Origin of the sequence: Rhodococcus sp. MH15 (assembly GCF_019266045.1) — a bacterium.
GTDB classification, from domain to species: domain Bacteria; phylum Actinomycetota; class Actinomycetes; order Mycobacteriales; family Mycobacteriaceae; genus Rhodococcus_F; species Rhodococcus_F qingshengii.
The window spans coordinates 200,060-225,447 of sequence record NZ_LPNP01000082.1; the positions used below are offsets into that span (position 1 = coordinate 200,060).

A 25,388-nucleotide genomic window follows, 5' to 3' on the forward strand; every position below is an offset into this window, starting at 1 on the left:
GGTCAGGCCGACCGCAGAGTGTCCAGCACTTTGCACTGGCCTCGATGTGGTCTGCGCCATACCGTAACACCAGAATGAACGATGTTCATTCTATTTCGAACAATGTTCATTCTATGATCTGAGTCACATCGAATTCTGGGCGGCGTTCGACAACGAACAGTGTTCGATGTGAATTGAGGATGCCGACCACCGCGACTACGGTGATCAAATGAGCAGTACCAGCAGCAAGTCGATCTACGGCGACGCCGAAGTGCGTCGACGCCGAACTCTCGACGCGGCGATCTCGCTTCTGGACGAAGGAGGCTACTCCGCGCTCACGATCCGCGCTGTCGCCAAACGAGCCGGCACCAGTACTGGCCTGATCTACCAGTACTTCGTCGACAAGCAGGACATCTTCGCCGCCCTCCTCAGCGAAAGTCAGCTGGAAATGGCGGACTTCGTGAACTCGCTCCCCCGCGAGCAGGGACTGAGCGCCTTACTCGAGTCCATGATTTCCGAGTTTGCTCGGCACTGGGCACGGGTGGGTCGACTCACCACCACTTGGCGCGACATCGAAGGCATGGCCGGGTCCGACCGAGAAAGCATGCGGGAACTTCACGCATCCGTAGCGGTCTACAACTCGGCATTGATTCGAGCGCTCACCGAATCTGCTGCAGCCGAAGGGAGCCGGTTGATCGACGACCCCGCGTTGATCCATCTCGTGCTCTCCGGACTCAAAGGCCTGTCGGACACCATCGTCATCAACATCGCCAAAGAAGTCACACCCGAGTACTTCGTGAGCTTCTCCGCCCGGGCGCTCGCGCGGTCCATCACGGAGTGACGGACCGACACCTTACGAACGAACGAGGCGAGCGATGGCCGCCTGAGCTTCCTTGATCTTGACGTCCGCTTCCGGACCACCCTGCTTGGCAGCTTCGACGACGCAACCCGCAAGGTGGGCGTCGAGAAGCTTCAGGGACACGGACTGCAACGCGCTCGTCGCGGCGGATACCTGGGTGAGCACGTCGATGCAGTACCGGTCGTCTGCGACCATGCGTGAAATTCCGGCTACCTGACCTTCGATACGACGAAGGCGCTTGAGCAGATCGTCCTGCTCGGGGCTGTAACTACTCATACCGCAACTATACCCCCTACCCGTATGAGGGCTACTGCGATGCGACGAAGCCCACCCGGACGCGGCGCACGACATCGATGGCCATCAGCCCCGCAACCAGAATCGACAACCCGGCGCCCGAGATCCAGAGACCGTCGTAGTGCGTGCTCTCGAACGGTGGAGCGCCCTCCAGTATCGGTCCGAAGTCGGACGTCGTCGTACCCGCTCGCCAGCACACGACCGCCAGAATCGTTGCGGCGACGATACCGAGTACACCGATCCACGTCTTCACGTCGACACGCGGGGATGGCTGTGGCTCAGTCATCGGCAGACCCGTCCGGTTCGACACCAACCACAACGACCTGACTCAACGCCTCGCGCAGTGCCTGATCGTCCTTTGCCCACGCCCGCACCAATCCCCCGGTGGTCAAACGTAAGCCGATACCGTGCCGACGCCTGGGCACTCCGGACAGCTCACCGAGCGCGCGTGCCGTTTCCCACGGTTCCATTTCGTCCTCGTAGGCAGCGTCGTCGGACTCCGGGAACACCTCGGCGATCTCGGTGATCGGCACCTCTTCGGTTCCCTGACGCAACGTGGTCGCGGTCAGAAGTACGCTCGCGTGCCGCCGTGCTGCGATCACCTGCACGTAGACCAATCCGGTGAGGATCACGGCGAACATCGCCAGACCGAACCAATGCACCACCGGGCCCGTGAACAGTTCGATGACCAAGGCGATCAGGCAGAAGATCGGACCGAACGCGATGGCCCACCACCGAGAACCCGGTTCGTAGTACAGAACGTCCGGGCCGATTTCCGGCGCGCGATCAGCCACGGGCAAACCAACTTCGGGTGGTGTCGCGGTAGATCGCGACGCAGGCACAGATCAGCATGACGGGAACAACCAGCGCGAGCACGGTACTGATCCCGGCGACGACCAGCGCGATCTGCAGCACCGCGAACACTCCGGACACGATCACCAGGATCCGTCGGCACAGCGCCCGTCCGGCGCGAGTGGGACCGGCGAGGCCGCCGATCGCGAGGCCGGTCAACAGCAGAACCAGCCCTGACACCCGCACGAAGGTGACGTAGATGTCGATGTTTCCGGCCGAAACGCCTTGATCGGTGAACTGCTCACGCAACGAATACGAAGCGCTGGTGACATTGATCAGGCCGAAGAGTATGAGCAGGAACGCGCTGGCGATCCACAGCCAGAATGCTGCCTCGACAGCCGTCGGGCGCCTGACCTTCGTAGAGATACTCACGGGTTCAAGTGTGCGCTATCCGCTGACGATGCCCGGAATCATGAGCATCAGGAGTGTCACCAGAACAGAGGCTCCGAGGATCGCGAACAAGATCACTTCGGTGCGTGAACCACGTTGGCGCAGTGGCGCGTCGTGGGTGCTTTCCGTACGCAGGGCTTCCTGAGAACTCATCGCGTCCGACCTCTCCCCTACTACTTCAGTGACCCGTTTCACAGTACCCCGAGCTACCTACCGGTTCCCCGCCGGGGGGAAACGAAGAAAGTACGGATTGGACTCTTTTCGGTGCATCATCACGATCGCCCCGACAGCAGCAACTGCCTGCAGGATTTCCGCTCCGCCGAACAGCAGAGTGGCCGCGCCGCCGTCTCCGCCGAGCCCGAAGATCACCGGGATCGCGGAGACCAGCATGAAGACGCCACAGAACGTCAGCAACATTCGAGCCCAGTTCCTGCCGCGACTCATCGCGCGCACGAACAGAAGGAACACGGCGGTGACGATCACGACCAAAACCGCAGAGAATACGATGACCAGTGGGAACATGCCCTCCACGTCGGAACGCGTCAGACCGGCGTCGACAGCTGCCTGATTTCTGAGCATCTCGTCGACGAACATCGACTTCTGCCCGAGCAGCATCCAGATCATCGCGCCGCCCTGGACCAACCCCAGCGCCGTCACAGCCCACCACAACTGAATCGCAGTCACGACGTCCGTCGGCGGCTCGGGTTTCGGCGCAGGTCCCGGGTATCCGTTGTAACCGGGGCCGTATCCCGGGATCTGACCCGTCGGCATCGGTCCGAGTTCGCGGTACGGCTGATTCTCGAACGGCTGGTTCTCGTAGGGAGGTTCCCGGCGGGGCGGTTCCTGGCGCGACGGCGGCCACTGCTCGGTCATGACACCAGCGTATCGGTCGATACCGGCGCAGCCACCATGCGTGACTCCGTCACAGCCATCCGGCAACTTCCGACGCCCAGTACGTGAGGACCACGTCGGCACCGGCGCGGCGAATGCTGATGAGCGATTCGAGAATCGCCGCGTCCCGATCGATCCACCCGTTCTGCGCGGCCGCGGTGATCATCGAGTACTCCCCCGAGATCTGGTACGCAGCGACCGGAACCGGGGACCGGTCGGCGGTCTCACGCAGAATGTCCAGGTAGGACATTGCAGGCTTGACCATCACCATGTCGGCGCCCTCGGCGACGTCGAGGTCTACCTCGCGCATCGACTCGCGGCGATTGGCGCCGTCCTGCTGATACGTACGACGGTCGCCTTGCAGTGAGGATCCGACGGCTTCACGGAACGGCCCGTAGAACGCTGACGCATATTTCGCGGCATAGGCGAGCTGACCGACATCGACATACCCCGAAGCATCGAGTGCACCGCGGATCGCAGCCACCTGACCGTCCATCATGCCGCTGGGACCGAGCAGGTGCGCACCCGATTCAGCTTGTGCGAGAGCCATTTCGACGTATCGGATCAAGGTCGCGTCGTTGTCGACAGCGCCGCCGGCAGTCAACACGCCGCAATGGCCGTGATCGGTGAACTCGTCGAGGCAGGTATCGGCCATGATGACCGTCGAATCGCCGAGTTCGTCTGCCAGAGCGCGCAATCCGACGTTGAGGATTCCGTCGGGATCGGAGGCACCGGACCCCTGGGGATCCTTGTCCTCCGCCTTCGGGACACCGAACAGCATCAGGCCACCGACGCCGGCTTCCACCGCTTCCACCGCTGCGGACCGCAGCGAATCGAGAGTGTGCTGGAAAACGCCTGGCATGGAACTGATCTCACGCGGTGCGTCGATGCCGTCGGCGACGAACATCGGCAAAACGAGGTGCCGGGGTTCGAGCGAGGTCTCTGCCACGAGTCGCCGGAGCGCAGGAGTGCGCCGGAGCCGGCGAGGGCGATGAGTGGGAAACACGAGAAGTAGCCCTCCTTCGTCGGAACCTGTGAGTGGTTGAGGAGTCCACAGACTCCTCAACCGCTCACGGGTGCGCTAGCGCCTTCGAGACTTCTTGCGCGGGGGCGGCAAAGCACCTTCGGCGCGCAGACGAGCAGCATGCTCGGCGAGAGCCTCCACCAGCGGTCCCACCTGCGAGGTCTCGGGCTGCACGTCGACGCGCAGACCGAACTCGATAGCGGTTTCGGCCGTCTTCGGGCCGATGCACGCGACCAACGTGCGGGCGTGCGGCTTGCCGGCGATGCCGACGAGGTTGCGCACGGTCGAGGACGAGGTGAAGCAGACGGCGTCGAATCCACCGGTCTTGATCATCTCGCGGGTCTCGGCCGGCGGCGGCGCTGCCCGGACGGTGCGGTAGGCGGTGACGTCGTCGATCTCCCAACCGCGTTCGCGCAGGCCCTCTGCGAGGGTTTCGGTCGCAATGTCCGCCCGCGGCAACAGAACCCGGTTGACCGGATCGAAAACGTCGTCGTACGGGGCGAATTCGGCCAACAGGCCTTCGCTGGACTGCTCACCGGTCGGGATCAGCTCGGGGTTGATGCCGAACGAGCGCACCTTGGCTGCGGTTGCTTCACCGATGCAGGCGATCTTCACACCGGAGAAGGCGCGAGCGTCGAGGCCGAACTCTTCGAACTTCTCCCACACTGCGCGAACAGCATTGGTGGAAGTGAAGACGACCCACTGGTAGCGACCGTCGACGAGTCCCTTGACCGAACGCTCCATCTGAGCCGGGCTGCGAGGCGGCTCGACGGCGATGGTCGGAACCTCGATCGGGATCGCTCCGTGAGTGACCAGACGGTCGCTCATCTCGCCGGCCTGATCCTTGGTGCGCGGCACGAGGACGGTCCAGCCGTACAGAGCGCGCGATTCCCACCACGACATCTTGTTGCGCTGCGCGACAACCTTGCCGACGGTGACGATGAGCGAGCCCACCAGTTCGGATCCGGCTTCGTTGAGCGTCGCGAGAGTTGCCTCGACGGTTCGCTGCTGACGAGTGGTACCGCGGACGGTGATCGCAGCAGGCGTCTGCGGGGCCAAGCCGTTCTCGACCAGCGCGCTGGCGGTCTCGGCGAGATGTCCGGACGTCGCGTGCAGGACAAGCGGTCCCGGTGCAGCGGCCAGAGCAGCCCAGTCGACTTCACCGCGAACGTCGGCCTCGGTGTGACCCGAGCCGAGCGCCATGCCGGCGTAGCTCGGCACAGCCGAACCGGAAGGCAGACCCGGGAGAACCTCGAACTGAACCTGCGTACGGGCGACTGCGGTGACCTCTGCGATCACGGAATCCGTGGTCAGCGGGTCGCCGGAGACCAGACGCACGACGTCGTGGCCGTTCTTGGCCTCGTGCACCAATGTCTTTGCAACCTCGGCAGGCTCGCCGAGTGCCGGACGCACGTCCGCGATCAGCTCGCCGGTCTCCTCGTCGCGGCCCATGTCGATGCCGACGAGTGCGACGACGCCCTTGTCGACATCCGGATCGGTGAATGCCATTGCGGCGCCGGTGAGGACGTCACGTGCGCGAACGGTGAGCAGGGCGGGGTCGCCCGGTCCCGATCCCACGAACAGGATCCGTCCGGGAGTGTTCTTTCGGACTCGGGTCATCGGTGATTCTCCAGTGCGCTGTATCGAAATGGGAACTTGGTGCAAGTGCAAAGTGGGGCGTCAAACATCGGCTGCCTCGCCTGTAGTCACGTTCATCAACTCTCGGGCGCCGAGTTCGAGTAACTCGCGCGCTACCGCTCGGCCGAGTTCCTCGGCCTTGTCCGGCGCACCCACTGCGCCGGTACGGATGACGTCCGAACCGTCGATGGCGGCTGCGCAGCCGCGTACCGACAGTTCGTCGAAGATTCTGCCGTCGTCGTCGAGGGATTCGACGATCTCCGCGATCGCTCCCACCGGAGCGGTGCAGCCGGCTTCCAACTCGGCGAGCAGGGCGCGCTCGGCAGTAACTGCCGCCCGGGTACCCGCGTCGTCGTGCTCGGCTAGGATCGCCGCCAATTCCACATTGGCAGAAAGGCATTCGACGGCCAGAGCACCCTGCGCCGGAGCGGGGAGCATCTGCACGGGCTCGATGTTCTCGGTGATGAGATCGAGCAGACCGATACGAGACAGGCCGGCGCGAGCGAGGATCACGGCGTCGAGTTCACCGGATTCGACCTTGCCGAGACGGCGCTGCAGGTTGCCCCGCAACGGCACGATGTCGAGGCCGAGACCGAGTGCCTTCAGCTGCGAAACACGGCGCGGCGCCGAGGTTCCCACCTTGGAACCGGCCGGAAGCTCCCCGAGGACCAGACCGTCACGGGCGACCAGCGCGTCACGCGGATCTTCGCGTGGCGGAATCGCCGCGATGACGAAACGCGGGTCCTGCGCGGTCGGTAAGTCCTTGTAGGAATGCACCGCAACGTCGACGCGGTTGTCCAGCAAAGCTTCTCGAAGCTCTGCCGTGAACACTCCGACGCCGATCTTCTGGACGGGATCGGTGGACTGGTCGCCCTTGGTCTTGATGATGACCAACTCGGCGGGATGTCCGGCCGCAATGAGGGCATCGCGCACGGTACCGGCTTGCGTGGTCGCGAGAAGACTTCCGCGAGTGCCGATCCGCAGCGGGCTCCCCGATCGAGGGGTGGTGACGCTCATGCCTGCAGGTCCCTTCCAGTGCGGTCGCCGTCCACCAGATCGGTGGGTGTGGCCACGGCCGCGGGAGATCCGGGGCTGAGTTCGAAGAGTTCGCGCAGCGCTGCTGCGTAGGAGTCGCCGCCGGGGGCCGACGCCAGTTGCTTGACGCGCACGGTCGGGGCGTGGAGCAGCTTGTCCACGACGCGTCGCACGGTGCGCGCAACCTCGTCGCGCTGCGGATCGTCCAGGCCGGGCAGACGCGAATCGAGTCGCATCAGTTCGGCTTCGACGACGTCGGCGGCGCGCTGACGCAAAGCCGTCACGGTCGGAGTGACCTCCGCGAGGCGCTGTCCGGCAAGGTAGGTCGCAAGCTCGCCGGCGACGATGGTGCGTGCGGCATCTGCGTCAGAGGCGGCGGCGCCTGCCGCTGGATCACGCTGCAGCGTCTCCATGTCGAGAACGGTCACACCCGGCAGGCCGGCGACGGCGGGATCGATGTCGCGCGGCAGCCCGAGGTCGCAGATGACGAGGTGCTTGGTGTTGTCGCGATCGGGCTCGGCGAGTGCGCGGTGCACATCCGCCAGGGTGACCACTGCCCCGACCGCGCCGGTACAGGTGACCATGACATCTGCCTGCGCCATCGCGGCCGAAAGCTGATCGAAGGCAACACCGTCGGCGTCGACGCCGTTGGAGCGTGCCGTCTCTGCCAGGTGCTCGGCGCGTTCCTGTGTCCGGTTGACGACGACGATGCGTGCGATTCCGGCGCGGGTGAGATGCGCAACCGACAGACCGCCCATCGAGCCTGCACCGACAACCACGGCAGTGCGGCCGACCAGGCCGCCCTCACCGATGATGCCCGCTGCACGATCGAGAGCCACCGACACGACTGATGCTCCGGCGGAGTCGATTCCGGTTTCGGAATGCACTCGCTTGCCGACGCGCAGTGCCTGCTGAGCCAGTTCGTGGACGACGCGTCCGGCGGCCTGCTGCGCATCCGAAGATGCGTAGGCCGAACGGATCTGGCCGAGGATCTGCTGTTCGCCGATCACCATGGAATCGAGGCCGCTGGCCACCGCGAAGAGGTGCTCGACGGCTGCTTCGCTGTAGCGGACGTACGCGTGAGCGTGCAGCGCTGTCAGGTCGAGACCCGAATGGTCGGCCAGGATTTCACCGACCTCGGTGAGTGCACCGTGGAACGCGTCCACCACCGCGTAGACCTCCACCCGGTTACAGGTGGAGACGATCATCGCTTCGGAGATGTGCGAAGACGCCAGAAGCTTGTCGATCAGCTTCGGACGATCGGTGTCGGTGACAGCTACTCGCTCGAGCACCGGGACGGGCGCGGTTCGATGCGAGACCCCGACAAGCAGAACACTCACGGCGCGATCACTGATCCGTTTCTTGTCGAACCTGCTCCGACCGGAGCGGGTGAACTGGTGGATGGGACTGACGAAGCGGATGCGGCGTGAGCCACTCGTACTCGCGGCGCGCTGGATGCCTGATCGGCATTGCGCGCACTGTTGAAGGAGAGAACCTGCATCTCGACGGCTAGATCTACACGTCGCAGTTCCACGTGATCGGGAACGTCGAGGGCGATCGGCGAAAAACTCATGATGCAGCGCAGCCCGGCGCTGACGAACTGGTCGCACACGCCCTGAGCTGCCTCGTCCGGTGTGGAGATGACGCCGATGGTCGCATTCAGTTCACGGCAGGCGACGGTCAGTTCCTCGGTGCTGCGCACGACGAGATCCCCGACTCTGCTTCCGATTCGATCTGCATCACTGTCGAAGAGTCCGACCATCTCGAAACCGCGGCGGCTGAATCCGCCGTAGCCGACCAGCGCCTTGCCGAGGTTTCCGACTCCGACGAGAACGACCTTGTGCCCACGATCGAGTCCGAGTGCACGCTCGATGCGGATGCGGAGCCTGTTGACGTCGTACCCGACGCCACGGACACCGTTGGGTCCGAGGAACGACAGATCCTTACGCAACTTCGCTGATCCGACACCTGACGCCTGCGCGAGTTCCTCGCTCGAGACGATGGAGGTACCCCGGTCGGACATCACTCCGAGGACCCGCAGGTATGCGGCCAAGCGCGTCACCGTAGCCTGGGGGATGACGCGATCCTGAGCGATCGGGTCGGTAACCGAGGCGCTGGAAGCGTCGGTGACGGAAGAGCCCGCAGCGCCGGTGACGCGCTGAGCCACAGGCTCATGCGTCTGGTGCGGTTCGGTCACGTCGCTGGCTCCTCGTCCGGTCGACACGACTGTCGACCTCCACGATGCTCCGGGGGAATGTTCACACCACGGTAACCGCTTGTGAACCCATGCACAAAGTTGCTCGAGACGGGTTCGATGTGCCGTTCACCTGCAAAGCGGCTCCGCGGACAACTTTGAGGGTTGCCTTACTTGCGTAAATCGTCACGAAGGCGCTCCTCGTCGACTTCCCAGTAACCGTGCTCGCGTCCGTCGAGAAGAATGACGGGCAATCTGTCTCCGTACTCCGCTCTCAGCTCTGGATCCGTCGCGGCAGCTTCGTCCACGTCGATGCACGTCAATTCCAGCTCGAACTCGGAACAGACCCGTCGCAGGACCTCCGCCGCGCCGACGCAGGACGCGCATCCTGCGCGTGTCAACAGGGTCACTTCATGCGTAGCTGCAGTCATCGACGCATACCTTTCTTCTACGGGGACGCCATCTACTTGATCGGTCGAGTGTGCCTCCGGAGCCCCACTCGGTGCCAAATCGGCGGAGAGGAACGTCACACACCACAGGGAAGGTCACCATCCAACCCATCGGGCCTCATCGCGGAGGATAGGCTGACTCGAAGAGTTCTCTGCTCGAGAATGCAACACGGGAGGTGCGGGTGCCTGCGCGATCACTACCGAACGGCTCCGGATTCGGATCAGGGCTTGCCGGGGTCATTCTCCCCGGACGTCGCCACGTGAAGAATCCGCTGGGCCCGAGTGAGTCGGAAGTTCGAGCCAATCTCGCCGGCGAGGCGAGCGCTGACGCAGCTCTGGCATTGCACGAAGCTGCCAACCCCACAGAACCGGAAACCGGCGAAGAGCCCCCGGCCGTTCCGCGCGACCTCACGGCCGCCGCATTCTTCGACGTCGACAACACCATGGTGCAGGGTGCGTCGATCATCCACTTCGCCCGTGGTCTCGCTGCACGAAAGTATCTCAAGACCTCGGATCTGGTGGATTTCGCGTGGAAGCAGATCAAGTTCCGAGTCACCGGCCGAGAAAGTAGCGACGACGTCGCCGAAGGCCGCGAGAAAGCACTGTCCTTCGTGGCCGGTCGATCCACCGCCGAACTCGCCCGCCTCGGCGAGGAGATCTACGACGAGGTCATCGCCGACAAGATCTGGCCAGGCACGAGGGCGTTGGCCCAGATGCACCTCGACGCCGGACAACAGGTGTGGTTGGTGACGGCAACTCCGGTCGAACTGGCTCAGGTCATCGCCGAGAAACTGGGATTGACCGGCGCCTTGGGCACTGTCGCCGAGAGTGAGGACGGCGTCTTCACCGGCCGACTCGTCGGCGACATCCTGCACGGCATGGGCAAGGCGCACGCCGTACGGACGTTGGCGGTGCGTGAAGGACTCAATCTCAAGCGCTGTTCCGCCTACTCCGACAGCCACAACGACGTTCCGATGCTCTCGTTGGTGGGGACACCGGTGGCGATCAATCCCGACGCAGATCTTCGTGAACTCGCGAAGAACCGCGGGTGGGAAGTTCGCGATTTCCGCACCGGACGAAAGGCCGCCAAGATCGGCGTACCGACGGCGCTGGTGCTCGGAGCGGTCGGCGGGGCGCTCGCGGCAATTCTCGCCAGGCGCAAAGAACAGAACGTCTGAGCGGGTTCGGTCCGGATCGAGCAGCGATCCGGACCGAACTCAGCCGAGAAAGACGTTGCGACGCTTGGCCAACAGTCGATACAGCGTCTGCTGAATGGTTTCCCGGACGTGGTCCGTGACCTCGAACAGGACCATCGGATCGTCGGCGGCACCGCTCTCGAAGGTGTCGGTGACGATGGGCTTTCCGAACTCGATGTACCACTTCGACGGCAACGGAACCAGGCCGAGCGGCCCGAAGTGTGGAAACAGCGGTGTCACCGGGAAATACGGAAGACCGAGAACGCGTGCGAGTGTGGTGAGATCACCGATTTTGGGATAGATCTCCTCCGAACCCACGATCGAGCACGGAATGATCGGAACACCGGTTCGCATTGCGGCCGACACGAAGCCACCGCGCCCGAACCGCTGCAACTTGTACCGCTCACTGAACGGTTTCCCGATGCCCTTGAATCCTTCCGGGAACACGGCCGCGACTTCACCGTCGTTGAGCAGACGCTCGGCGTCGGGGTTGCAGGCCAACGTATGACCGGCTTTGCGCGCCAGTCCACCCACCACTGGCATCTCGAATGCCATGTCCGCAGCCAACATTCGCAGTGGACGATGCGCTGGATGGTGATCGTGCACGGCAACCGACGTCATCAGTCCGTCGATCGGGATCACACCGGCGTGGTTGGCGACCACAAGCGCTCCCCCGGTGAGGGGAATGTTCTCGATCCCACTGACCTCGACGCGAAACCACTTCTCGAACAACGGGCGCAACATCGGCATGACGACGTTGTCCGCGAAATGCGGGTCGAATCCGAACTCGTCGACCTCGTAGTCGCCCGACACCCGACGTCGGAAGAATTCTGCTGCCGAGGCGATCTGGTCGACGATCGCCGACCTGGCCGAATCGACGAACGTGCTCTCACCGCCGTGGTCGGCCGCCGAGGACACTCCGGACGGATGCCGACGTTCACTTTGTTCACGGATGTCACGCTCCGCACCGGTGACGGACTCACGCGAACGGGAAGTTGCCGACTTTCCGGTGTGAGTTGCGCTGGGCCGCAGGGGAATTACCTTCGCCACGTCAGTCACCCCTTCACCGCACTTCGTCCCGACAGCGGCATGTGCATCACGTCTGCACTTGTTGCCGCCGCGGCGGTGTCACCGCCGAGGATGGTGGTCAACGCATTCTCCGCCCGATCGATCCACTCGGACTTGATGATCCGGCGCGTCTGCATCGCACGCATGAAATCGTCGAGTGCTTGCATGGTGGTCCATCGCGGCTCGAACCCCAGCTCGCTGCGCATGCGAGTGGTGTCGAGTCCGCAGCCGAACCGGAAGTACTCGAGTTGCTCGTCGGTGTACAGCCTCATGGACGACCCCACCAACGCGCTCCCGACGCTGCGGAACAGAGCGAGCGGCATGGGAACTTCCACCCTGCCTGCCCGGCGGATCGCCTGCGACATCATGACCACTCCGTCGCCGGCGATGTTGTACGTACCCGAAGCGTGTCCGATGGTCGCCTTCTCCAGCGCCGCGAGGGCATCCTCGACGTGGAGCAATTGCAGGCGCGCGTTGCGCCCGACGATGGTGGGCACGAGTGGGGCGGTGACGTAGTGCCCGACGGTTGCAGTCAGCTGAGGTCCGATCAACGGCGCCAACCGCAGAATCCCGACCGAGATGTCCGGGCGCCGACGCCCCATCCCGCGGAGGTATCCCTCGATCTCGAGGCTGTCGCGGGCATATCCGCCCGGCGGCCGGCGGCGCGCACTCATTTCTTCGGTGAACTGAGCGGGATCCTTGGCACTGCACCCGTAGACGACCGAAGCCGAGCGCAGGACCACCTTGCGAACCGTCGGAGCTTTCTGGCAGACCGCGAACAGTTGCATGGCGCCGATGACGTTCATGTCCTTCATCGCGGCGCGGCTGCCGGCTTTGGGGGCTTTCTGAAGCGTCGACGCGTGCACGACGGTGTCGACCTCGGCGTTTCGGATCACTTTGCCGATCAGCGGATTGCGGATGTCTGCTCGCACGAATTCCGCGCGGCCCATTCTGCGCATCATGTCCTTGCTCGGACTGACGGCGTCGACGGCGATGACACGCTCGATCGACGGATTCTGCGCAAGCCTGGTCACCAGGTAGCCGCCGAGAAATCTGCTCGCCCCGGTCACCAGTACGACGCGAGGCGTCGTGCCCCCTGAAGTGTTGTCACCTTCAACCACCAAGTACCCCCATATCCAGTAGAAACGCGCTCTGCCGAAGCGTCCCTCCCGCGATTTTCCCCCATTTTACGGGCAGAGGGGGTCCCGCGCTGACTACCCAAATTTCGGCCATTCAAGACAAACCGCCCAGCCAATGAGACGTGGCACACATCGCTTCCCCCCGAATATGCTGATGCCCGCCACCCCGGAAGGGGTGGCGGGCATCAACAGGTACTGCTTATTTACCGAGTTTCCTGCGCTGTACTCGGGTACGACGAAGCAACTTGCGGTGCTTCTTCTTCGACATGCGCTTGCGACGCTTCTTGATCACTGAACCCATAGCGGGTGTCCCTCACGTTCTTCTCTAGCGTTCCTGCGCACGCCGGTCACGTACGCCTGCGCCAAGCAATTGGCGCCTGGCCCTCGTTTTAACTAGCTCAGCGCCTTACGACACCAGCTTGCTGGTACGACAGTGACTCATCGTACCGGTGTGGAGTCACTCGGCATAAACCGAGCCTCCGGCACAGCAACCGCTGTGCCCGCGACTCGGCTCACGCCGAGGTCATCCTCTTCGAACCGGCTGGTCAGCCGGCATCGAAGTACGAGGTTTCGAGGTAATCGTGTACTGCCTTCGCATGTACACGGAACGAACGGCCCACTCGTACAGCAGGCAATTCGCCACTGTGTACCAACCGGTACACAGTCATTTTCGACACCCTCATCAAAGTTGCTACCTCAGCAACAGTGAGGAATTGCGTGCCGGCCACTGCCGGCTTTCCGTCGTGGGACGAACCCATGGACGGCTTGTTTGCAGACACCATTAATCCACATACCTCCAGCACGACTCGCGCCGCCGGCTTCCCCTCCGGCGGAACAGACACGTACGTACTAAGTCGAGCTTAGCTGTACTGGTGGGGTTAAAGCGACGGGTGTGGCTAAACGGACGACTAATCCGCAGCTGCACCCATCGCGGCCGAGCGCGACTTGGCGGCATCCAAGGCATCGAAGAACGCCGTCCGCAGGCCGCCCGCTTCGAGCTGACGCAGTGCCGCAGCCGTCGTTCCGCCCGGTGACGTCACCGCGGCGCGAAGATCCGTCGCGCTGTCGCCGGTGCGATCGAGCATCGCTGCGGAACCGACCATCGTCTGCACCACCAATTCGGTAGCGACCGGGCGCGTCAGGCCGAGACCGACTCCCGCGTCGATCATCGCTTCGGCGACCAGAAAGAAGTAGGCCGGGCCGGAACCGGAGACAGCCGTGACCGCGTCGATCTGCGATTCGGGAACCGTGACCACCTTGCCGACGCTGCCGAGGATGCCGCGTACGAGCTCGAGATGCTCGGCCTTGACGTGCCGTCCGGGCGAGAGCACGCTCACGCCCTCCCCGACCAACATGGGGGTGTTCGGCATGACGCGGATGACCGGGAACCCTGCGGGCAGACGCGTTTCGAAGAATCCCGTGGGGATTCCCGCCGCAAGGGAAACGATCAATTGTTCGAGGTCGCCGTCCAGATCGACCTTCGTCAACGCCGTGAGCGCTGACTCGACGTCGTTCGGCTTCACCGCGATGACGATGACGTCCGCACCCTCGGCGGCATCGGCGACCGTGCTGACGCGGATGGAGTATTCGGCGATCAATTCGTCTGCGCGAGGCTGATATTGCTCGGCGACGACCAGATCCTTGATGGCGTGGCCGGCCTGCAACAGCCCGGAGATCAGCGCCTCGCCGATCTTGCCGCCACCGATAATCGCAATTCTTGTCATGGCGAACAGCCTGCCACGACCGCAGCGATCGACCCTAGCGGGGCATCATCGCCAATTGACGACTCTGGACGACGACTGCGCCCGTCGAATCGAGAACAGCATGATCCTCTTCGAACCACGTGCTGCCCAGAACATCCGAGCTCGCCCGCACGCGAAGCCATCCCGGCGTCGGCAGTCGGCGCAGGTACGTCGTCAACTGCACGGTCGGCGCCCACCCGAACAGGCCGCGGTTCATCGTCACCGGCGCGCTGATGTCACCCGCCATGATCGCGAACAGCACAGCGGTGTCGAGGTCGTTTTCGTCCTCGGGTCGAGGACGGACCCACATCCTGACCTCGGCCTCGCCTTGGCTGCCGGTCAGGAAGTGCGCCGAGGTGGTGTCGATTCGCATGTCGCAACCCTGACCGACATGCACGACCTGCGCCATCGGGTGATCGCCGATGACTGCCACCGCACTCTCCGGCGGTTCCGGTGACATGTCGTCGATCGACGAGGCCGTGACGAAGGTGGGGTCGCCGTCATCGGGGAATCCGAGCGTGACCGCCGCGCGAACAGCGCTGCGGCCCGCCTGGCTCAACTCGACGTCGAACAACGCGACCTGGCGCCCCTGCTTTCGGACGATCACCTCCAGTTCGACTTCACCCGGATCTGGGGCCGACAGATAGTTGGCGCTCACCGCGAGTGGCTGCATCTTCAGAAGCGAGTCGTTCTCACCTGCGCCGTCTCGCAGACATCGACGCGCGGCAGCGGCGCACACAGCCATCATGGAGCCGCCGTGCACTTTCGGCCCGATGGTCCAGATCGAATCGATCGTTGCGGTGTATCGCCCGTCGCCGAGCGAGGTGAGGCGATTGAGATCTTGAAAGGGACTGGTGCTCATCGATTTTCCTGTTCGGTGCTTTCTCGGTGTTGCGGGAAATGTCGTGCGGCCAAATCTTGGTGCGCCAGGCGTCGCAAAGCTGTCAGGACGGGTTCGTACATGGCGGTTCCGAGGACCGCATAGCGAATGCCGTCCTCGGTCGAACTGGTAGGCATCAGCTCGATTTCCACTTCGGCAATCCCTCGGATGTGGTCGCCGTAGGCGCGCAGGCGCTCGTCCGAGAGACTCAGTCCTGCATCCTCGAGGCCGATCAGTGCCCGCTCGAGGTGCGCGACCGCCACGTACCTCGGCTCGAAAACCTGACCGAGAAACTCCAGAACCTTGCGAGCTCTGGGGAACTCTGGATCCGGTTCAGGTTCGACGTACGGGGGTAGTTGCGCGATTGCGCGGCCGAAAGTCTCGAATTCGGATCGCTCGTCAGTGTCCACCAGTTCGAGCACCGCGCGAATCCGTGGAATCGCGAGTCCCGCCCCGGCCAGGGCCCTGATCAACGCGAGTCGCCGGACGTGCTGTTCGCCGTACCTCGCTCCCGTTGCGCTGGTCGGCTCACCCGGCATCAGCAGACCTTCACGGAGGTAGTACTTGATAGTGGCCAGTGCAACGCCGGACTGTGCGGCCAGTTCGGAAACCTTCACCGCTCCTCCGTCCAACTCGCTCGACCGTTTACTGGATAGTGATGCTATCCAATGGTGGCCGAGCATCGGTAAGGAGGACACGCCTTGCGCTAGGGTTGAACCTTCTTTAGTCACACCACCAGAAATTTCCGAACGGAGCGAACAGGCGGAATGACGGATTTGCAGTCGGAGGCTCAGCCCGACGAACAGTGGCGCATCGTGGAACCACTGACGCTGACTCCCCTGCTCACCGCCGCACTCGAGGTGTTCCACGAACTCGGTTACCACGGAGCGTCGGTTCGTGACATCGCAAAACGTGCCGGTGTCACCGTGCCGACGCTGTATTACCACCACGGCAACAAACAGGGCATCCTCGTCGCGCTGATGGAACCGGGCATCGAGAACGTCACCGCACGCGCGAGCGCTGCGGTCGACGCTGCCGGACCGTCGCCGACGGCACAGTTCGGCAATCTCGTCGAGGCGTGTGTTCTGCACATGACCAGTCGCTCCGACATAGCCTTCCTCGATTCCGAACTGCGATACCTCGAGGACGCGGAACGAAAGAGCTACGCCGCCAAGCGAAAGAAGCTCGAGAACCTACTCGTCGACGTACTGACGGCAGGCGTCGAGAGCGGTGAGTTCACGGTCCCGGACATCACCGGAACGGGCCGTGCACTACTGGGAATGTGTCAGTCCGTCGTCCTCTGGTATCGACTCGACGGACCGCAGACTCCGCGCGAAGTCAGTGTTCTCTACCGCGAGATAGCCCTGAAAGCCGTCGGCGTCACTTCTTGAGCACTGAACTTCCCGGCATGTCCGATTAGCCCTTAACTGACGAACGTCACACCTGTCGGCTGACACCGAAACCGGGACGCGCCCACGGTCGCGGGTCCACACTTAGAAGCAGAGATGCGCGGGGTGGATCCGCAGACCGAGGGAGTTCTTGACGTATGGCCAACAGCAATCCATTTGTTCCTCCTAGCGCGGTCGACGTCGACCTTTCCGCGGTCGCCTGGGGGGCGAACCGCACGATGTCCGACTTCGAGACTGGAATGTGGCGGATGGAAGAGGCGCAGCCGCAACTGCGCTCACCGATCGTTGCGGTAGAGGTACTCGATCGTGCCCCGGACTGGGATCGACTTCTCGACGCAGTCGAGTGGGCATCGCACGTGGTTCCGCGTATTCGTATGCGAGCAGTGGAACCGGCAATGCAGCTGGGCAATCCGGTGTGGTCCGTCGATCCCGAGTTCGACATCGGCTACCACCTACGACGCGTCCGCCTACCTGCACCGGCGGACTTCGATCACGCACTGCGCATGTGTCGTCACCTTGCGACGGAACCTTTCGACAAGGCTCGACCGCCGTGGAGCGCGCTGCTCATCGAAGGTCTCGACGACGGTCGCGCCGTGTTCGTGGTCAAGACTCACCACTCCATCACCGACGGCATGGGCGGCATCCAGATGATGACGCTCCTGCACAGCAGACGCCCGGACCCCACTCCGAACAAGCCCGACCGCACACCGCCTGCTCCTGAGCATCTGTCATCGGTGGGCGCCTTCGGCGAGGAGGTCGTCAGCGAGATCCGGCGTGCGCCCTCGCGTATCGCCAAGCTGGTCCGCGGTGCCACCAATGTTGCGACCACGGCGATCTCGAGTCCGATCACGACGGCTTCCGAGGTCCTCGGTTACGCCAATTCACTCCGCAAGATCGTCACTCCCCCAGCTCGTTCCGGTTCCCCTCTGCTCCACGATCGTGGTCTCGGACGGTGGTTCGGAACTCTCGAAGTGGGTGTTCCCGAGCTCAAGGCCGGAGCAAAAGCTGCCGGCGGCTCACTCAACGACGCTTACGTCGCCGCATTGCTCGGCGGCTTCCATCGCTACCACGAAGCCTTCGGACAATCCGTCGAGAGCATCCCGATGGGTATGCCGATCAGCATGCGCACGGGCGCGGATGCCAACGGCGGCAACCGGTTTGCAGCCGTTCGCTTCAACGGCCCGGTCGCCGAAACGGATCCGGCCAAACGCATCAGGCAGGTGCGAGAGATCGTTCTGAGTCTGCGTGAGGAACCGGCGTTGGACGCTATCGACGTCGCCGCCCCGATCCTCGCTCGCCTGCCGAACTATCTACTCGCGAACTGGTATCTGTCCCAGTCGACGGGTCTGGACCTGCAGGCCAGCAACGTCGCCGGCGTACCGGTACCGGTCTATCTCGCCGGAGCGAAGATCGAGCGGATGTTCCCGTTCGGCCCGGCGCCCGGTTGCGCGGCAATGGCGACACTGGTCTCCCACGTCGGGGTGTGCTGTATCGGAATCAATCTCGACACCGCTGCGATCACAAAACCCGCGCTGCTGATGCAGTGCTTGCAGGAGAGCCTGGACGAGATCGTCGCTCTCGGAGTCACAACGGAAGGTGCGTGAGTCATGAGCGAGAACACGACCAACCCGCGCGTGTACCTCACCGAAACCATGACAGAGGCCGAAGCCGGCGTGCTGCGAAAGTGGCTTGCCGACAAGGCAACCGAATCCGAAACACGGCCGGTCACCGTCAACATCACCGACAAGACCCTGGCCGAACTGGCGGCGCGGACCGACGACCCGATGCTCGCGCCGCTTCGCGTGGTGTGGATCCCGGACACCCATACCAAGCACAACGTCGCGGTGCGACTACGTGATGCGCTGGCACCACGCGATCCTCTCCACCCCGGACGCGGTGCACAACGCAGAACCCTGCGCACCGACCCCTCTCGGTGCCAGGTCATCGAAGGTGAACCCGCACCACTGAGCGATCTCGAGCGTCGCCTCGAAAAGAGCGGTGGCGGTTCGCTACCGGAGTTCATCCGACGGCAGGCCGCTCTGGCACTCGAACGCGCCGAATTGGGCCTACTGGGTGGCCAGTACAAGGTGTCACGGTTCGTCGTCGACGAGATCACCGACACCCGCCGATTCGCCACCGAGGTCATGGCTTTGGCCGACCGGTTGAACATCGCCGTCGCCGAAGTCGATCGCCGCGCACGTGAAGCTCTCGAAGAAATGGTTGCCACCCAGAGTCGCCAAGCCATCGCGGTGTGGGATCGCCTGGGCCGCTACTTCGCTCGCGCCTACAAGCTGGACGTGGACACGAGCCGCTTCGAGGAACTCCGTGAGCTGAACAAGGAACACTCACTGGTCTTCCTCCCCAGTCACCGTTCGTACCTCGATCCCCTCGTCCTGCGTCCGGCGTTGATCGCGAACGGCTTGCCGCTCAATCACGTCATGGGCGGCCTCAACATCAGTTTCTGGCCCATGGGCTCGATCCTCAAGCGCAGCGGCACCGTCTTCATTCGTCGAAGCATCGGCAACGACGAGGTCTACAAATGGTCGATGCACGAGTACATGCGCTATCTGCTGACCAAGCGCTTCAATCTGGAGTGGTACATCGAAGGTGGACGCGGACGTACCGGGAAACTACGCCCGCCGCGCTTCGGTCTCCTGACCTACCTGACCAAGGCATTTCAGGTCAGCGGAGCGTCCGACGTGTACCTCGTCCCGGTTGCGCTGAGCTACGACCAACTCTACGAGGTCGGGGCCATGGCTGCCGAGGCGCTCGGCGCCGAGAAGACACCGGAAGGCCTGCGCTGGATGGTGGGTTACGTACGCGCCCAGGGAAAACGCAACGGTGTCGCGCACGTGACCATCGGCCGGCCGCTCTCACTCGCGGACGCACTCAGCCAGGAAACCGATCAGCGCCTTGCCATTCAGAAGGCCGGCATCGAGGTGTGTCACCGCATCAACGAGGTCACCCCGGTGACCGTGTCTTCACTGGCGATGTTGGCGTTCCTCGGAATCGAAGACCGGGCGTTGACAGTTCGTGAACTCACCGCGATTCTCACGCCGCTGTTCGGCTACATCACCGCGCGAAATCTTCCGATCGCCGGCGACGTCGAACTGTCCGATCCGCGTGTCATCGAGAAGGCATTGCAGACACACGTCGATTCCGGGGTGCTCGAGCGCTTCGATCGGGGCGGCGAGCAGGTCTTCTACCTCGGCAAGGACCAGCATCTTGTCGCTGCCTTCTACCGCAACAACACGATTCACTTTCTTGTCGTGCGTGCCATCACCGAACTCGTACTTCAGGCAGCCGTCGAAGAGCGGTTCGAGGACCCCATCGGGGACGGGTGGGCAGAGGCCAAGCGCATCCGAGATTTGTTGAAATTCGAGTTCTTCTTCAGTGACCGGGACACGTTCGAGCAGGAGATGCGGACCGAGCTGACGCTGATCGACCCCGAGTGGGAAACCGTCATGGCCGACGACAAACGAACCGAGCACATGATCGAGACGGTTCGCCCGTACCTCGCGCACCGCGTGCTCCAACCGTTCCTCGAGGCGTACCAGGTTGTCGCCGATCAGCTTGTGCTCGCGCCGATTTCGACATCGTTCGACGAAAAGTCGTTCATCAGCAACTGCATCGACGTCGCACATCAGCGTCGACTGCGGCAGCAGATCGCCAGCAACGAATCCGTCTCCGGTGAGTTGTTCGCCACCGCACTGAATTTGGCGCGCAACCGTAACTTGATCGAAGTCGACGACGACGGAGTCCGGGCCCGGCGCCTGGCATTCGCTGCCGAGATCAAGGTTCAGGTCGAGCGCCTGCGTCACCTTCGCGCACTCGCGCATGCACGACTCGATCAGGTGGCGATGCCGGTACCGGACGCCGCTGCGGTAGTGACCATTCCAGAAGCAAACCGAGCGCCCGCCGCGAACGAGGAAGTAGGACTGTGACCGGACTCGAGCGTCTGCACTCCGCCATCGAAGCCGCCCCGCCCGGGCCCGGAACGATCGCCGCCTTCGACCTCGACGGCACCTTGATCAGCGGGTACTCGGCCAGCGTTGTGTACCGAGACCGCCTGCGACGCTTGGATATCAGCGTCGGCGAACTCTTGCGCACCACCGGTGCCGCGATCGACACCCAATTCCGCGGCGCTGACGTCGGAGCACTGATGGACATCGGCGTTCGAGCCTTGGGCGGCCGTACCGTCGAGGAACTGAACGACTGGGGCCGACGGCTGTTCAAGCAGGAGATCGCCGCGATGATCTACCCGGAAGCCCGCGGGCTACTGGCGGCACACCGGCGAGCCGGCCACACGATCGTGATGGCTACGTCGGCGACTCCGTTCCAGGCCAAGTACGTCGCCGAAGATCTCGACATCGAAGACGTGCTGTGCACCGAGCCCGAAGTCGTCGACGGCATGCTCACCGGCGAACTGTCTTCGCCCGCACTGTGGGGGCCGGCCAAGGCCAATGCCCTTGCAGGCTATGCCGAGAAGATGGGCGCCGATCTGAAGAACGCGTTTGCGTACTCCAACGGTGTCGAAGACGTCTTCATGCTCGAGGCCGTCGGGCGACCTGTCGCGTTGAATCCCGATCGTGGTCTGGCCAAGATCGCGTTGCGCAATCACTGGCCTTCGGTCAGCCTGCGTAAACCGCAGCGAGGCGCAACACCGATCTCCACGATCCGAACGGCGACTGCCATGGGCGCGCTTGCTGCCACCGCCGCCCTCGGTGCGTCGGCAGGCATTGTCACCGGGAACCGTCAACTGGGTGCGAACCTGGTCGGCACGTACGGCCCCGACATCTCGCTCTCACTGCTGGGCATCGACGTCGAGATCGACGGCGAGCACAACGTGTGGGATCACCGCCCGGCGGTGTTCATGTTCAACCATCAGAGTTCCCTGGACATGTTGGTCCTGGGCACCGTGATCAAGCGTGACGTGACCGGCGTCGCGAAGAAGGAAGCGGCAAGCGATCCGCGGTTCATGCCCGTCGGTGCACTGCTCGACGTCGCCTACATCGACCGCACCGACACCACGAAGGCGAAGGCTGCACTGCAACCGGCAGTCGACAAGCTGAGGAATGGTGTCTCGATAGTCATAGCTCCGGAGGGCACCCGTTCTCCGACGCCACGTCTGGGCCCTTTCAAGAAGGGTGGATTCCACTTGGCGATCCAAGCCGGTGTGCCGATCGTGCCCGTGGTGATTCACAACGCGGGTGAACGGATGTGGCGCAATTCGCTTGTCGCCCATCCAGGCCCGGTCTATGTCTCGGTGCTCGATCCCATCTCGACCGAAGGCTGGGAGACCAAAGACCTCGACGCACACGTCGAGAAGGTGCGCGCGCAGTTCGAAGCTGCGCTACTTGCCGGCCACCGCTGAGCGTGCCAGGTGCTCGCGTGCAAACGCGAGCGCCTGCGCCAGCATCGACGACCGCTCCCGCCGGGTGCGCGCGTTCTGTGTGTTGATCTCGATGACTGCCTGGCCGCTGAATTCGCTCGCAGCCAATTGCTGACACAACTCCGCGCACGGCTGTGAGCCATGCCCCGGAATCAGGTGCTCGTCCATCGACGCCCCGCGACCGTCGGCCAGGTGCAGGTGCTCGAGCCCCTTGCCCATACGGAAGGCCAACTTCAGGGCATCCATGCCCGCCGTCGCGGTGTGCGACAGGTCGAGTGTGTAGTGAGCATGATCGGAATCGGTCGGGTCGTACGACGGACTGAACGCGGACAACGCTGCCCCTGGACCGCCACGTTTACGCAGACGCTCCGCGGACTTGTCCTTGCCGCCGAAGAAGCTGTCGGCGCGCATGGGGAACATGTTCTCCACCGCCACAACGACGCTGCTCTTCGATTCGAGTTCGACAACCTGTTCCGCGAAGCCTTCGGCGTACTTGCGCTGCCACCGGAACGGCGGGTGGACGACCACCGTCGTCGCTCCCAAGGTTTCGGCGGTGCGCACCGAACGCTCGAGCTTCTCGACCGGATCGGAACCCCACACGCGCTGCGAAATCAGCAGACACGGCGCATGCACCGCCTGCACCGGAATGGCGTACTTGCGAACGAGGGCGGCAACAGCACCGATGTCCTGACTCACGGATTCGGCCCACACCATCAGTTCGACGCCGTCGTATCCGAGATCAGCGGCGTAGCGAAATGCCGCTTCCGTGTTCTCCGGATACACCGAAGCCGTCGACAGGCCGACGGCTATCGGCCGACGAACCATGCGCTGCGATCCCCCGATCATCGTCCGATCAACCCGAGGTCAACAAGAACGCCAGTGGACCGAGCGTCACGATCATGCCGACGACCACCGCGATCACGAAACTCGTGATGTCGTCCGTCTTCCGCAGAACCCGCACGACAGCAACCAGGCCGACGATCACGATCAGCGCGAGCACCAACGCCACCCACGGCAGCATGTCCCACAGCTTCTCGAAGCCCTTGAACATCGCGCCGCCGACGATCAGTGCAACAACCACCTGACCGGCAAGCACTGCCCATTCACGGATCGAGTTACGCTCGCCTGCCTCTTCCGCTGCCGGTTCGGCTTCGACATCGGACTCCGCGGCGGCACTGGACTTTTTTGCACCGTCATCGACAGCCGGCGCCTTGACCAGATCGACAACAGCGGTCGATTCGGCCTCGCCGGCATCCGCGTCTGCGATCTTGTCGATCAGTTCGGTGCTCTCTTCCGGCGCGGCCGGAGCAGGAGCAGTCGGTGCAGGTGCCTTCACGACGGGAGTGGGGACACGCGGCGGCAGGATCGGCGGACGCAACGACGGCGACTGCGTTGCGGCGCGCTCCTGACGCATCAGGTCGCCCGCCAGGGTCTGACCCGACAGCAGGGCTGGTTCCTGCGTTACCTGCGTCGGTGACGAGGAGTTGAGCGGTGCCCGGCTCACCCACTGCCCGGGCGAGGACTTCGAGGTCTGTCCCGGCGAAGGTGTGGAAGTCGGCTTCGGAGTGGTGACCGGCGGCGCAGCAACCGGCTTCGACTCACCCTTGGGTGCCTGCGGCTCGTCATCGTCATCGTCGTCGTCGAACGAGACGGCGAAGGCTGCGGTGCGATCGGCGGGAACCTTCGGTGCCGGTTCGGCTGACTTGGCGGTTTCCGCGACAGCCTCGGCCGGCGCTGAAGGTGCAGAGTTTTCCGGCGCAGCGGCTTCGGGCTGGGCTGCTGGTTCGTCGGACTCGGGCTCGGCGGCCGCGCGCGATCCCGACTGGCGAACGATCGGGATCTCACCCGTCAGTTCGGCGACGGAGATGCCACCGGCTACGCCGCGCCGGCGTCGTCCACCTCGGGATTCGACGCTCTGACCGTTCCGCTTGAGCAGTTCCGCTACGGAAATCTGCTGACTGTCCTCGGTCATCAAGCACTCACCACCAATTCACCGCCCATTTCTGTGTCGAGCTTTCGCAGAATCAGACCCTCACGCAGTGCCCAGGGACAAATTTCCAGTTCGTCCACTCCGAGCGCCCGCATGGTTGCCTCTGCGATGAGCGCGCCGGCCACAATCTGCTGTGACCGATCCGAGCTCACTCCTTCCAATTCTGCACGGTCCGCCGCCGTCATCCTGGATATGAAGGCTATGAGTTGCCTGAGTCCGCTGGAAGTCAGGGTCCGTTTTGCCCGGGGGCCTGCGGCAGAAGGGGCCGCGCCGGTGAGCCGAGCCAACGATCGGAAGGTCTTCGAAGTCCCGACCGTGCGGTCCCAGTCGCCGGCGGCGCGCAGTTCCTTGGCTGGTCCGACCAACTCCGCGTCCAGCCAGTCGCGCAACACAGCGACCCGGCGCTTGCCCGGCGGATCGGCCTGTAGCCAGTCGCGCGTCAACCGTCCGGCACCGAGTTGCAGTGAGAAGGCGACGTCCGGATCCTCGTCACCACCTGCGGTGAGTTCGAGCGAGCCGCCGCCGATGTCCAGGTTCAGGATGCGTCCGGCGCTCCAGCCGTACCAGCGGCGCACGGCCAGAAAGGTCAAGCGGGCTTCGTCGACCCCGGACAGAACCTCGAGGTTGACTCCGGTCTCGGCGCGGACGCGGGCGAGTACGGCTTCGGAATTGTTGGCGTCACGGACCGCGGAAGTGGCAAAAGCCATCATTTCCTCGCACCCGGACGTCTTGGCGATACCGGCGAATTCGGAAACCGTCGAGACCAACCGATCGGCTCCTGACGTGGTGATATCGCCGCGGTCGTCGGTGTTCTCTGCCAGCCTCAACGTGGACTTGGTCGAGCTCATGGGTGTTGGGTGGCCGCCCCGATGGGCGTCCACAACCAATAGATGGACGGTATTGCTTCCGACGTCGAGTACCCCTAGTCGCACATCGCCACGTTACTGGGTCTACGGTCGGCCCTTGT

The 25,388-nt window shown here is 63.7% G+C and carries 28 protein-coding genes; 6 read left to right on the forward strand and 22 right to left on the reverse strand.

Annotation, left to right across the window (positions count from 1 at the left end; genetic code table 11):
• Nucleotides 1–208 precede the first annotated feature (208 nt).
• Entirely contained in the window at nt 209–820 is a 612-nt protein-coding gene (locus ATN37_RS31055; protein ID WP_003942004.1) for a TetR/AcrR family transcriptional regulator, read from the forward strand.
• A gap of 12 nt (nt 821–832) precedes the next feature.
• Here the strand turns inward: ATN37_RS31055 and ATN37_RS31060 are convergent, their stop codons facing one another.
• The 12 genes from ATN37_RS31060 to ATN37_RS31115 all read right to left on the reverse strand — a co-directional run bounded on the left by ATN37_RS31060 (nt 833) and on the right by ATN37_RS31115 (nt 9,587).
• Nucleotides 833–1,114 carry a metal-sensitive transcriptional regulator gene (locus ATN37_RS31060; RefSeq protein WP_003942012.1) on the reverse strand — a complete coding sequence of 94 codons (282 nt, stop codon included), beginning with the start codon at nt 1,112–1,114 and terminating at the stop codon, nt 833–835.
• A 31-nt stretch (nt 1,115–1,145) separates the two neighbouring features.
• Entirely contained in the window at nt 1,146–1,418 is a 273-nt protein-coding gene (locus ATN37_RS31065) for a hypothetical protein (RefSeq protein WP_007735305.1), read from the reverse strand.
• Nucleotides 1,411–1,926, reverse strand: a complete 516-nt coding sequence (locus ATN37_RS31070; protein ID WP_003941872.1) for a hypothetical protein — start codon at nt 1,924–1,926, stop codon at nt 1,411–1,413. The genes ATN37_RS31065 and ATN37_RS31070 overlap by 8 nt, the downstream gene beginning before the upstream one ends.
• Nucleotides 1,919–2,356 carry a hypothetical protein gene (locus ATN37_RS31075; protein WP_003942066.1) on the reverse strand — a complete coding sequence of 146 codons (438 nt, stop codon included), beginning with the start codon at nt 2,354–2,356 and terminating at the stop codon, nt 1,919–1,921. The genes ATN37_RS31070 and ATN37_RS31075 overlap by 8 nt, the downstream gene beginning before the upstream one ends.
• A 15-nt stretch (nt 2,357–2,371) precedes the next feature.
• Nucleotides 2,372–2,527, reverse strand: a complete 156-nt coding sequence (locus tag ATN37_RS31080; RefSeq protein ID WP_003941930.1) for a hypothetical protein — start codon at nt 2,525–2,527, stop codon at nt 2,372–2,374.
• A gap of 57 nt (nt 2,528–2,584) precedes the next feature.
• Nucleotides 2,585–3,247, reverse strand: a complete 663-nt coding sequence (locus ATN37_RS31085; protein ID WP_007735307.1) for a hypothetical protein — start codon at nt 3,245–3,247, stop codon at nt 2,585–2,587.
• Between the two features lie 49 nt (nt 3,248–3,296).
• A complete protein-coding gene (hemB, locus tag ATN37_RS31090) occupies nt 3,297–4,271 on the reverse strand; it encodes a porphobilinogen synthase (protein ID WP_007735309.1) in 975 nt (324 codons plus the stop codon).
• A 75-nt stretch (nt 4,272–4,346) separates the two neighbouring features.
• Nucleotides 4,347–5,909 (reverse strand): bifunctional uroporphyrinogen-III C-methyltransferase/uroporphyrinogen-III synthase, encoded by a 1,563-nt coding sequence (locus ATN37_RS31095; RefSeq protein ID WP_003941969.1) that lies wholly within the window; start codon nt 5,907–5,909, stop codon nt 4,347–4,349.
• Nucleotides 5,910–5,969: 60 nt separating this feature from the next.
• Nucleotides 5,970–6,944: a hydroxymethylbilane synthase gene (gene hemC / locus ATN37_RS31100; RefSeq protein WP_007735311.1), complete on the reverse strand. Its 975-nt coding sequence runs from the start codon at nt 6,942–6,944 to the stop codon at nt 5,970–5,972.
• On the reverse strand, nt 6,941–8,302 hold the full coding sequence (locus ATN37_RS31105; RefSeq protein WP_003941867.1) for a glutamyl-tRNA reductase: 1,362 nt from the start codon (nt 8,300–8,302) through the stop codon (nt 6,941–6,943). Before ATN37_RS31105 ends, hemC begins: the two co-directional genes overlap by 4 nt.
• Complete coding sequence (locus tag ATN37_RS31110) at nt 8,299–9,186, reverse strand: redox-sensing transcriptional repressor Rex (RefSeq protein ID WP_007735314.1); 888 nt, start codon at nt 9,184–9,186, stop codon at nt 8,299–8,301. The genes ATN37_RS31105 and ATN37_RS31110 overlap by 4 nt, the downstream gene beginning before the upstream one ends.
• Nucleotides 9,187–9,326: 140 nt before the next feature.
• Complete coding sequence (locus ATN37_RS31115) at nt 9,327–9,587, reverse strand: glutaredoxin family protein (protein WP_003941953.1); 261 nt, start codon at nt 9,585–9,587, stop codon at nt 9,327–9,329.
• Nucleotides 9,588–9,787: 200 nt separating this feature from the next.
• On the opposite strand from ATN37_RS31115, the gene ATN37_RS31120 reads away from it, so the two are divergent.
• Entirely contained in the window at nt 9,788–10,783 is a 996-nt protein-coding gene (locus tag ATN37_RS31120) for an HAD family phosphatase (RefSeq protein ID WP_003941873.1), read from the forward strand.
• Between the two features lie 39 nt (nt 10,784–10,822).
• On the opposite strand, the gene ATN37_RS31125 is transcribed toward ATN37_RS31120, so the two are convergent.
• The 7 genes from ATN37_RS31125 to ATN37_RS31155 form a co-directional block, all read right to left on the reverse strand.
• On the reverse strand, nt 10,823–11,860 hold the full coding sequence (locus ATN37_RS31125) for a lysophospholipid acyltransferase family protein (RefSeq protein ID WP_042923247.1): 1,038 nt from the start codon (nt 11,858–11,860) through the stop codon (nt 10,823–10,825).
• A complete protein-coding gene (locus ATN37_RS31130; protein WP_003941967.1) occupies nt 11,857–12,990 on the reverse strand; it encodes an NAD-dependent epimerase/dehydratase family protein in 1,134 nt (377 codons plus the stop codon). The genes ATN37_RS31125 and ATN37_RS31130 overlap by 4 nt, the downstream gene beginning before the upstream one ends.
• 217 nt (nt 12,991–13,207) lie before the next feature.
• Nucleotides 13,208–13,309 (reverse strand): 30S ribosomal protein bS22, encoded by a 102-nt coding sequence (locus ATN37_RS31135; protein ID WP_003402602.1) that lies wholly within the window; start codon nt 13,307–13,309, stop codon nt 13,208–13,210.
• Between the two features lie 244 nt (nt 13,310–13,553).
• The gene (locus ATN37_RS31140; RefSeq protein WP_003941845.1) at nt 13,554–13,790 is read right to left on the reverse strand and encodes a helix-turn-helix domain-containing protein; all 237 of its coding nucleotides are present in this window, start codon (nt 13,788–13,790) and stop codon (nt 13,554–13,556) included.
• Nucleotides 13,791–13,916: 126 nt separating this feature from the next.
• The gene (gene proC / locus ATN37_RS31145) at nt 13,917–14,732 is read right to left on the reverse strand and encodes a pyrroline-5-carboxylate reductase (RefSeq protein ID WP_003941923.1); all 816 of its coding nucleotides are present in this window, start codon (nt 14,730–14,732) and stop codon (nt 13,917–13,919) included.
• A gap of 34 nt (nt 14,733–14,766) precedes the next feature.
• Nucleotides 14,767–15,612 carry a thioesterase family protein gene (locus ATN37_RS31150; protein ID WP_042923249.1) on the reverse strand — a complete coding sequence of 282 codons (846 nt, stop codon included), beginning with the start codon at nt 15,610–15,612 and terminating at the stop codon, nt 14,767–14,769.
• Nucleotides 15,609–16,247 carry a MerR family transcriptional regulator gene (locus ATN37_RS31155; RefSeq protein ID WP_042453006.1) on the reverse strand — a complete coding sequence of 213 codons (639 nt, stop codon included), beginning with the start codon at nt 16,245–16,247 and terminating at the stop codon, nt 15,609–15,611. Before ATN37_RS31155 ends, ATN37_RS31150 begins: the two co-directional genes overlap by 4 nt.
• Before the next feature lie 150 nt (nt 16,248–16,397).
• On the opposite strand from ATN37_RS31155, the gene ATN37_RS31160 reads away from it, so the two are divergent.
• The 4 genes from ATN37_RS31160 to ATN37_RS31175 all read left to right on the forward strand — a co-directional run bounded on the left by ATN37_RS31160 (nt 16,398) and on the right by ATN37_RS31175 (nt 22,413).
• A complete protein-coding gene (locus ATN37_RS31160) occupies nt 16,398–17,021 on the forward strand; it encodes a TetR/AcrR family transcriptional regulator (RefSeq protein ID WP_003942051.1) in 624 nt (207 codons plus the stop codon).
• A gap of 155 nt (nt 17,022–17,176) precedes the next feature.
• Complete coding sequence (locus ATN37_RS31165) at nt 17,177–18,643, forward strand: wax ester/triacylglycerol synthase domain-containing protein (RefSeq protein ID WP_003941881.1); 1,467 nt, start codon at nt 17,177–17,179, stop codon at nt 18,641–18,643.
• Between the two features lie 3 nt (nt 18,644–18,646).
• The gene (locus ATN37_RS31170; RefSeq protein WP_218696068.1) at nt 18,647–20,983 is read left to right on the forward strand and encodes a glycerol-3-phosphate 1-O-acyltransferase; all 2,337 of its coding nucleotides are present in this window, start codon (nt 18,647–18,649) and stop codon (nt 20,981–20,983) included.
• Nucleotides 20,980–22,413 carry an HAD-IB family hydrolase gene (locus ATN37_RS31175; RefSeq protein WP_218696069.1) on the forward strand — a complete coding sequence of 478 codons (1,434 nt, stop codon included), beginning with the start codon at nt 20,980–20,982 and terminating at the stop codon, nt 22,411–22,413. Before ATN37_RS31170 ends, ATN37_RS31175 begins: the two co-directional genes overlap by 4 nt.
• On the opposite strand, the gene ATN37_RS31180 is transcribed toward ATN37_RS31175, so the two are convergent.
• Genes ATN37_RS31180 through ATN37_RS31190 form a run of 3 tightly spaced genes read right to left on the reverse strand, consistent with a single transcriptional unit; the run spans nt 22,393 to nt 25,353 of the window.
• A complete protein-coding gene (locus ATN37_RS31180; RefSeq protein WP_218696070.1) occupies nt 22,393–23,277 on the reverse strand; it encodes a sugar phosphate isomerase/epimerase in 885 nt (294 codons plus the stop codon). The genes ATN37_RS31175 and ATN37_RS31180 overlap by 21 nt on opposite strands.
• 7 nt (nt 23,278–23,284) lie before the next feature.
• Nucleotides 23,285–24,403 carry a hypothetical protein gene (locus ATN37_RS31185; protein ID WP_218696071.1) on the reverse strand — a complete coding sequence of 373 codons (1,119 nt, stop codon included), beginning with the start codon at nt 24,401–24,403 and terminating at the stop codon, nt 23,285–23,287.
• Entirely contained in the window at nt 24,403–25,353 is a 951-nt protein-coding gene (locus ATN37_RS31190) for a Ppx/GppA phosphatase family protein (RefSeq protein ID WP_003941975.1), read from the reverse strand. Before ATN37_RS31190 ends, ATN37_RS31185 begins: the two co-directional genes overlap by 1 nt.
• Nucleotides 25,354–25,388: the final 35 nt, after the last annotated feature.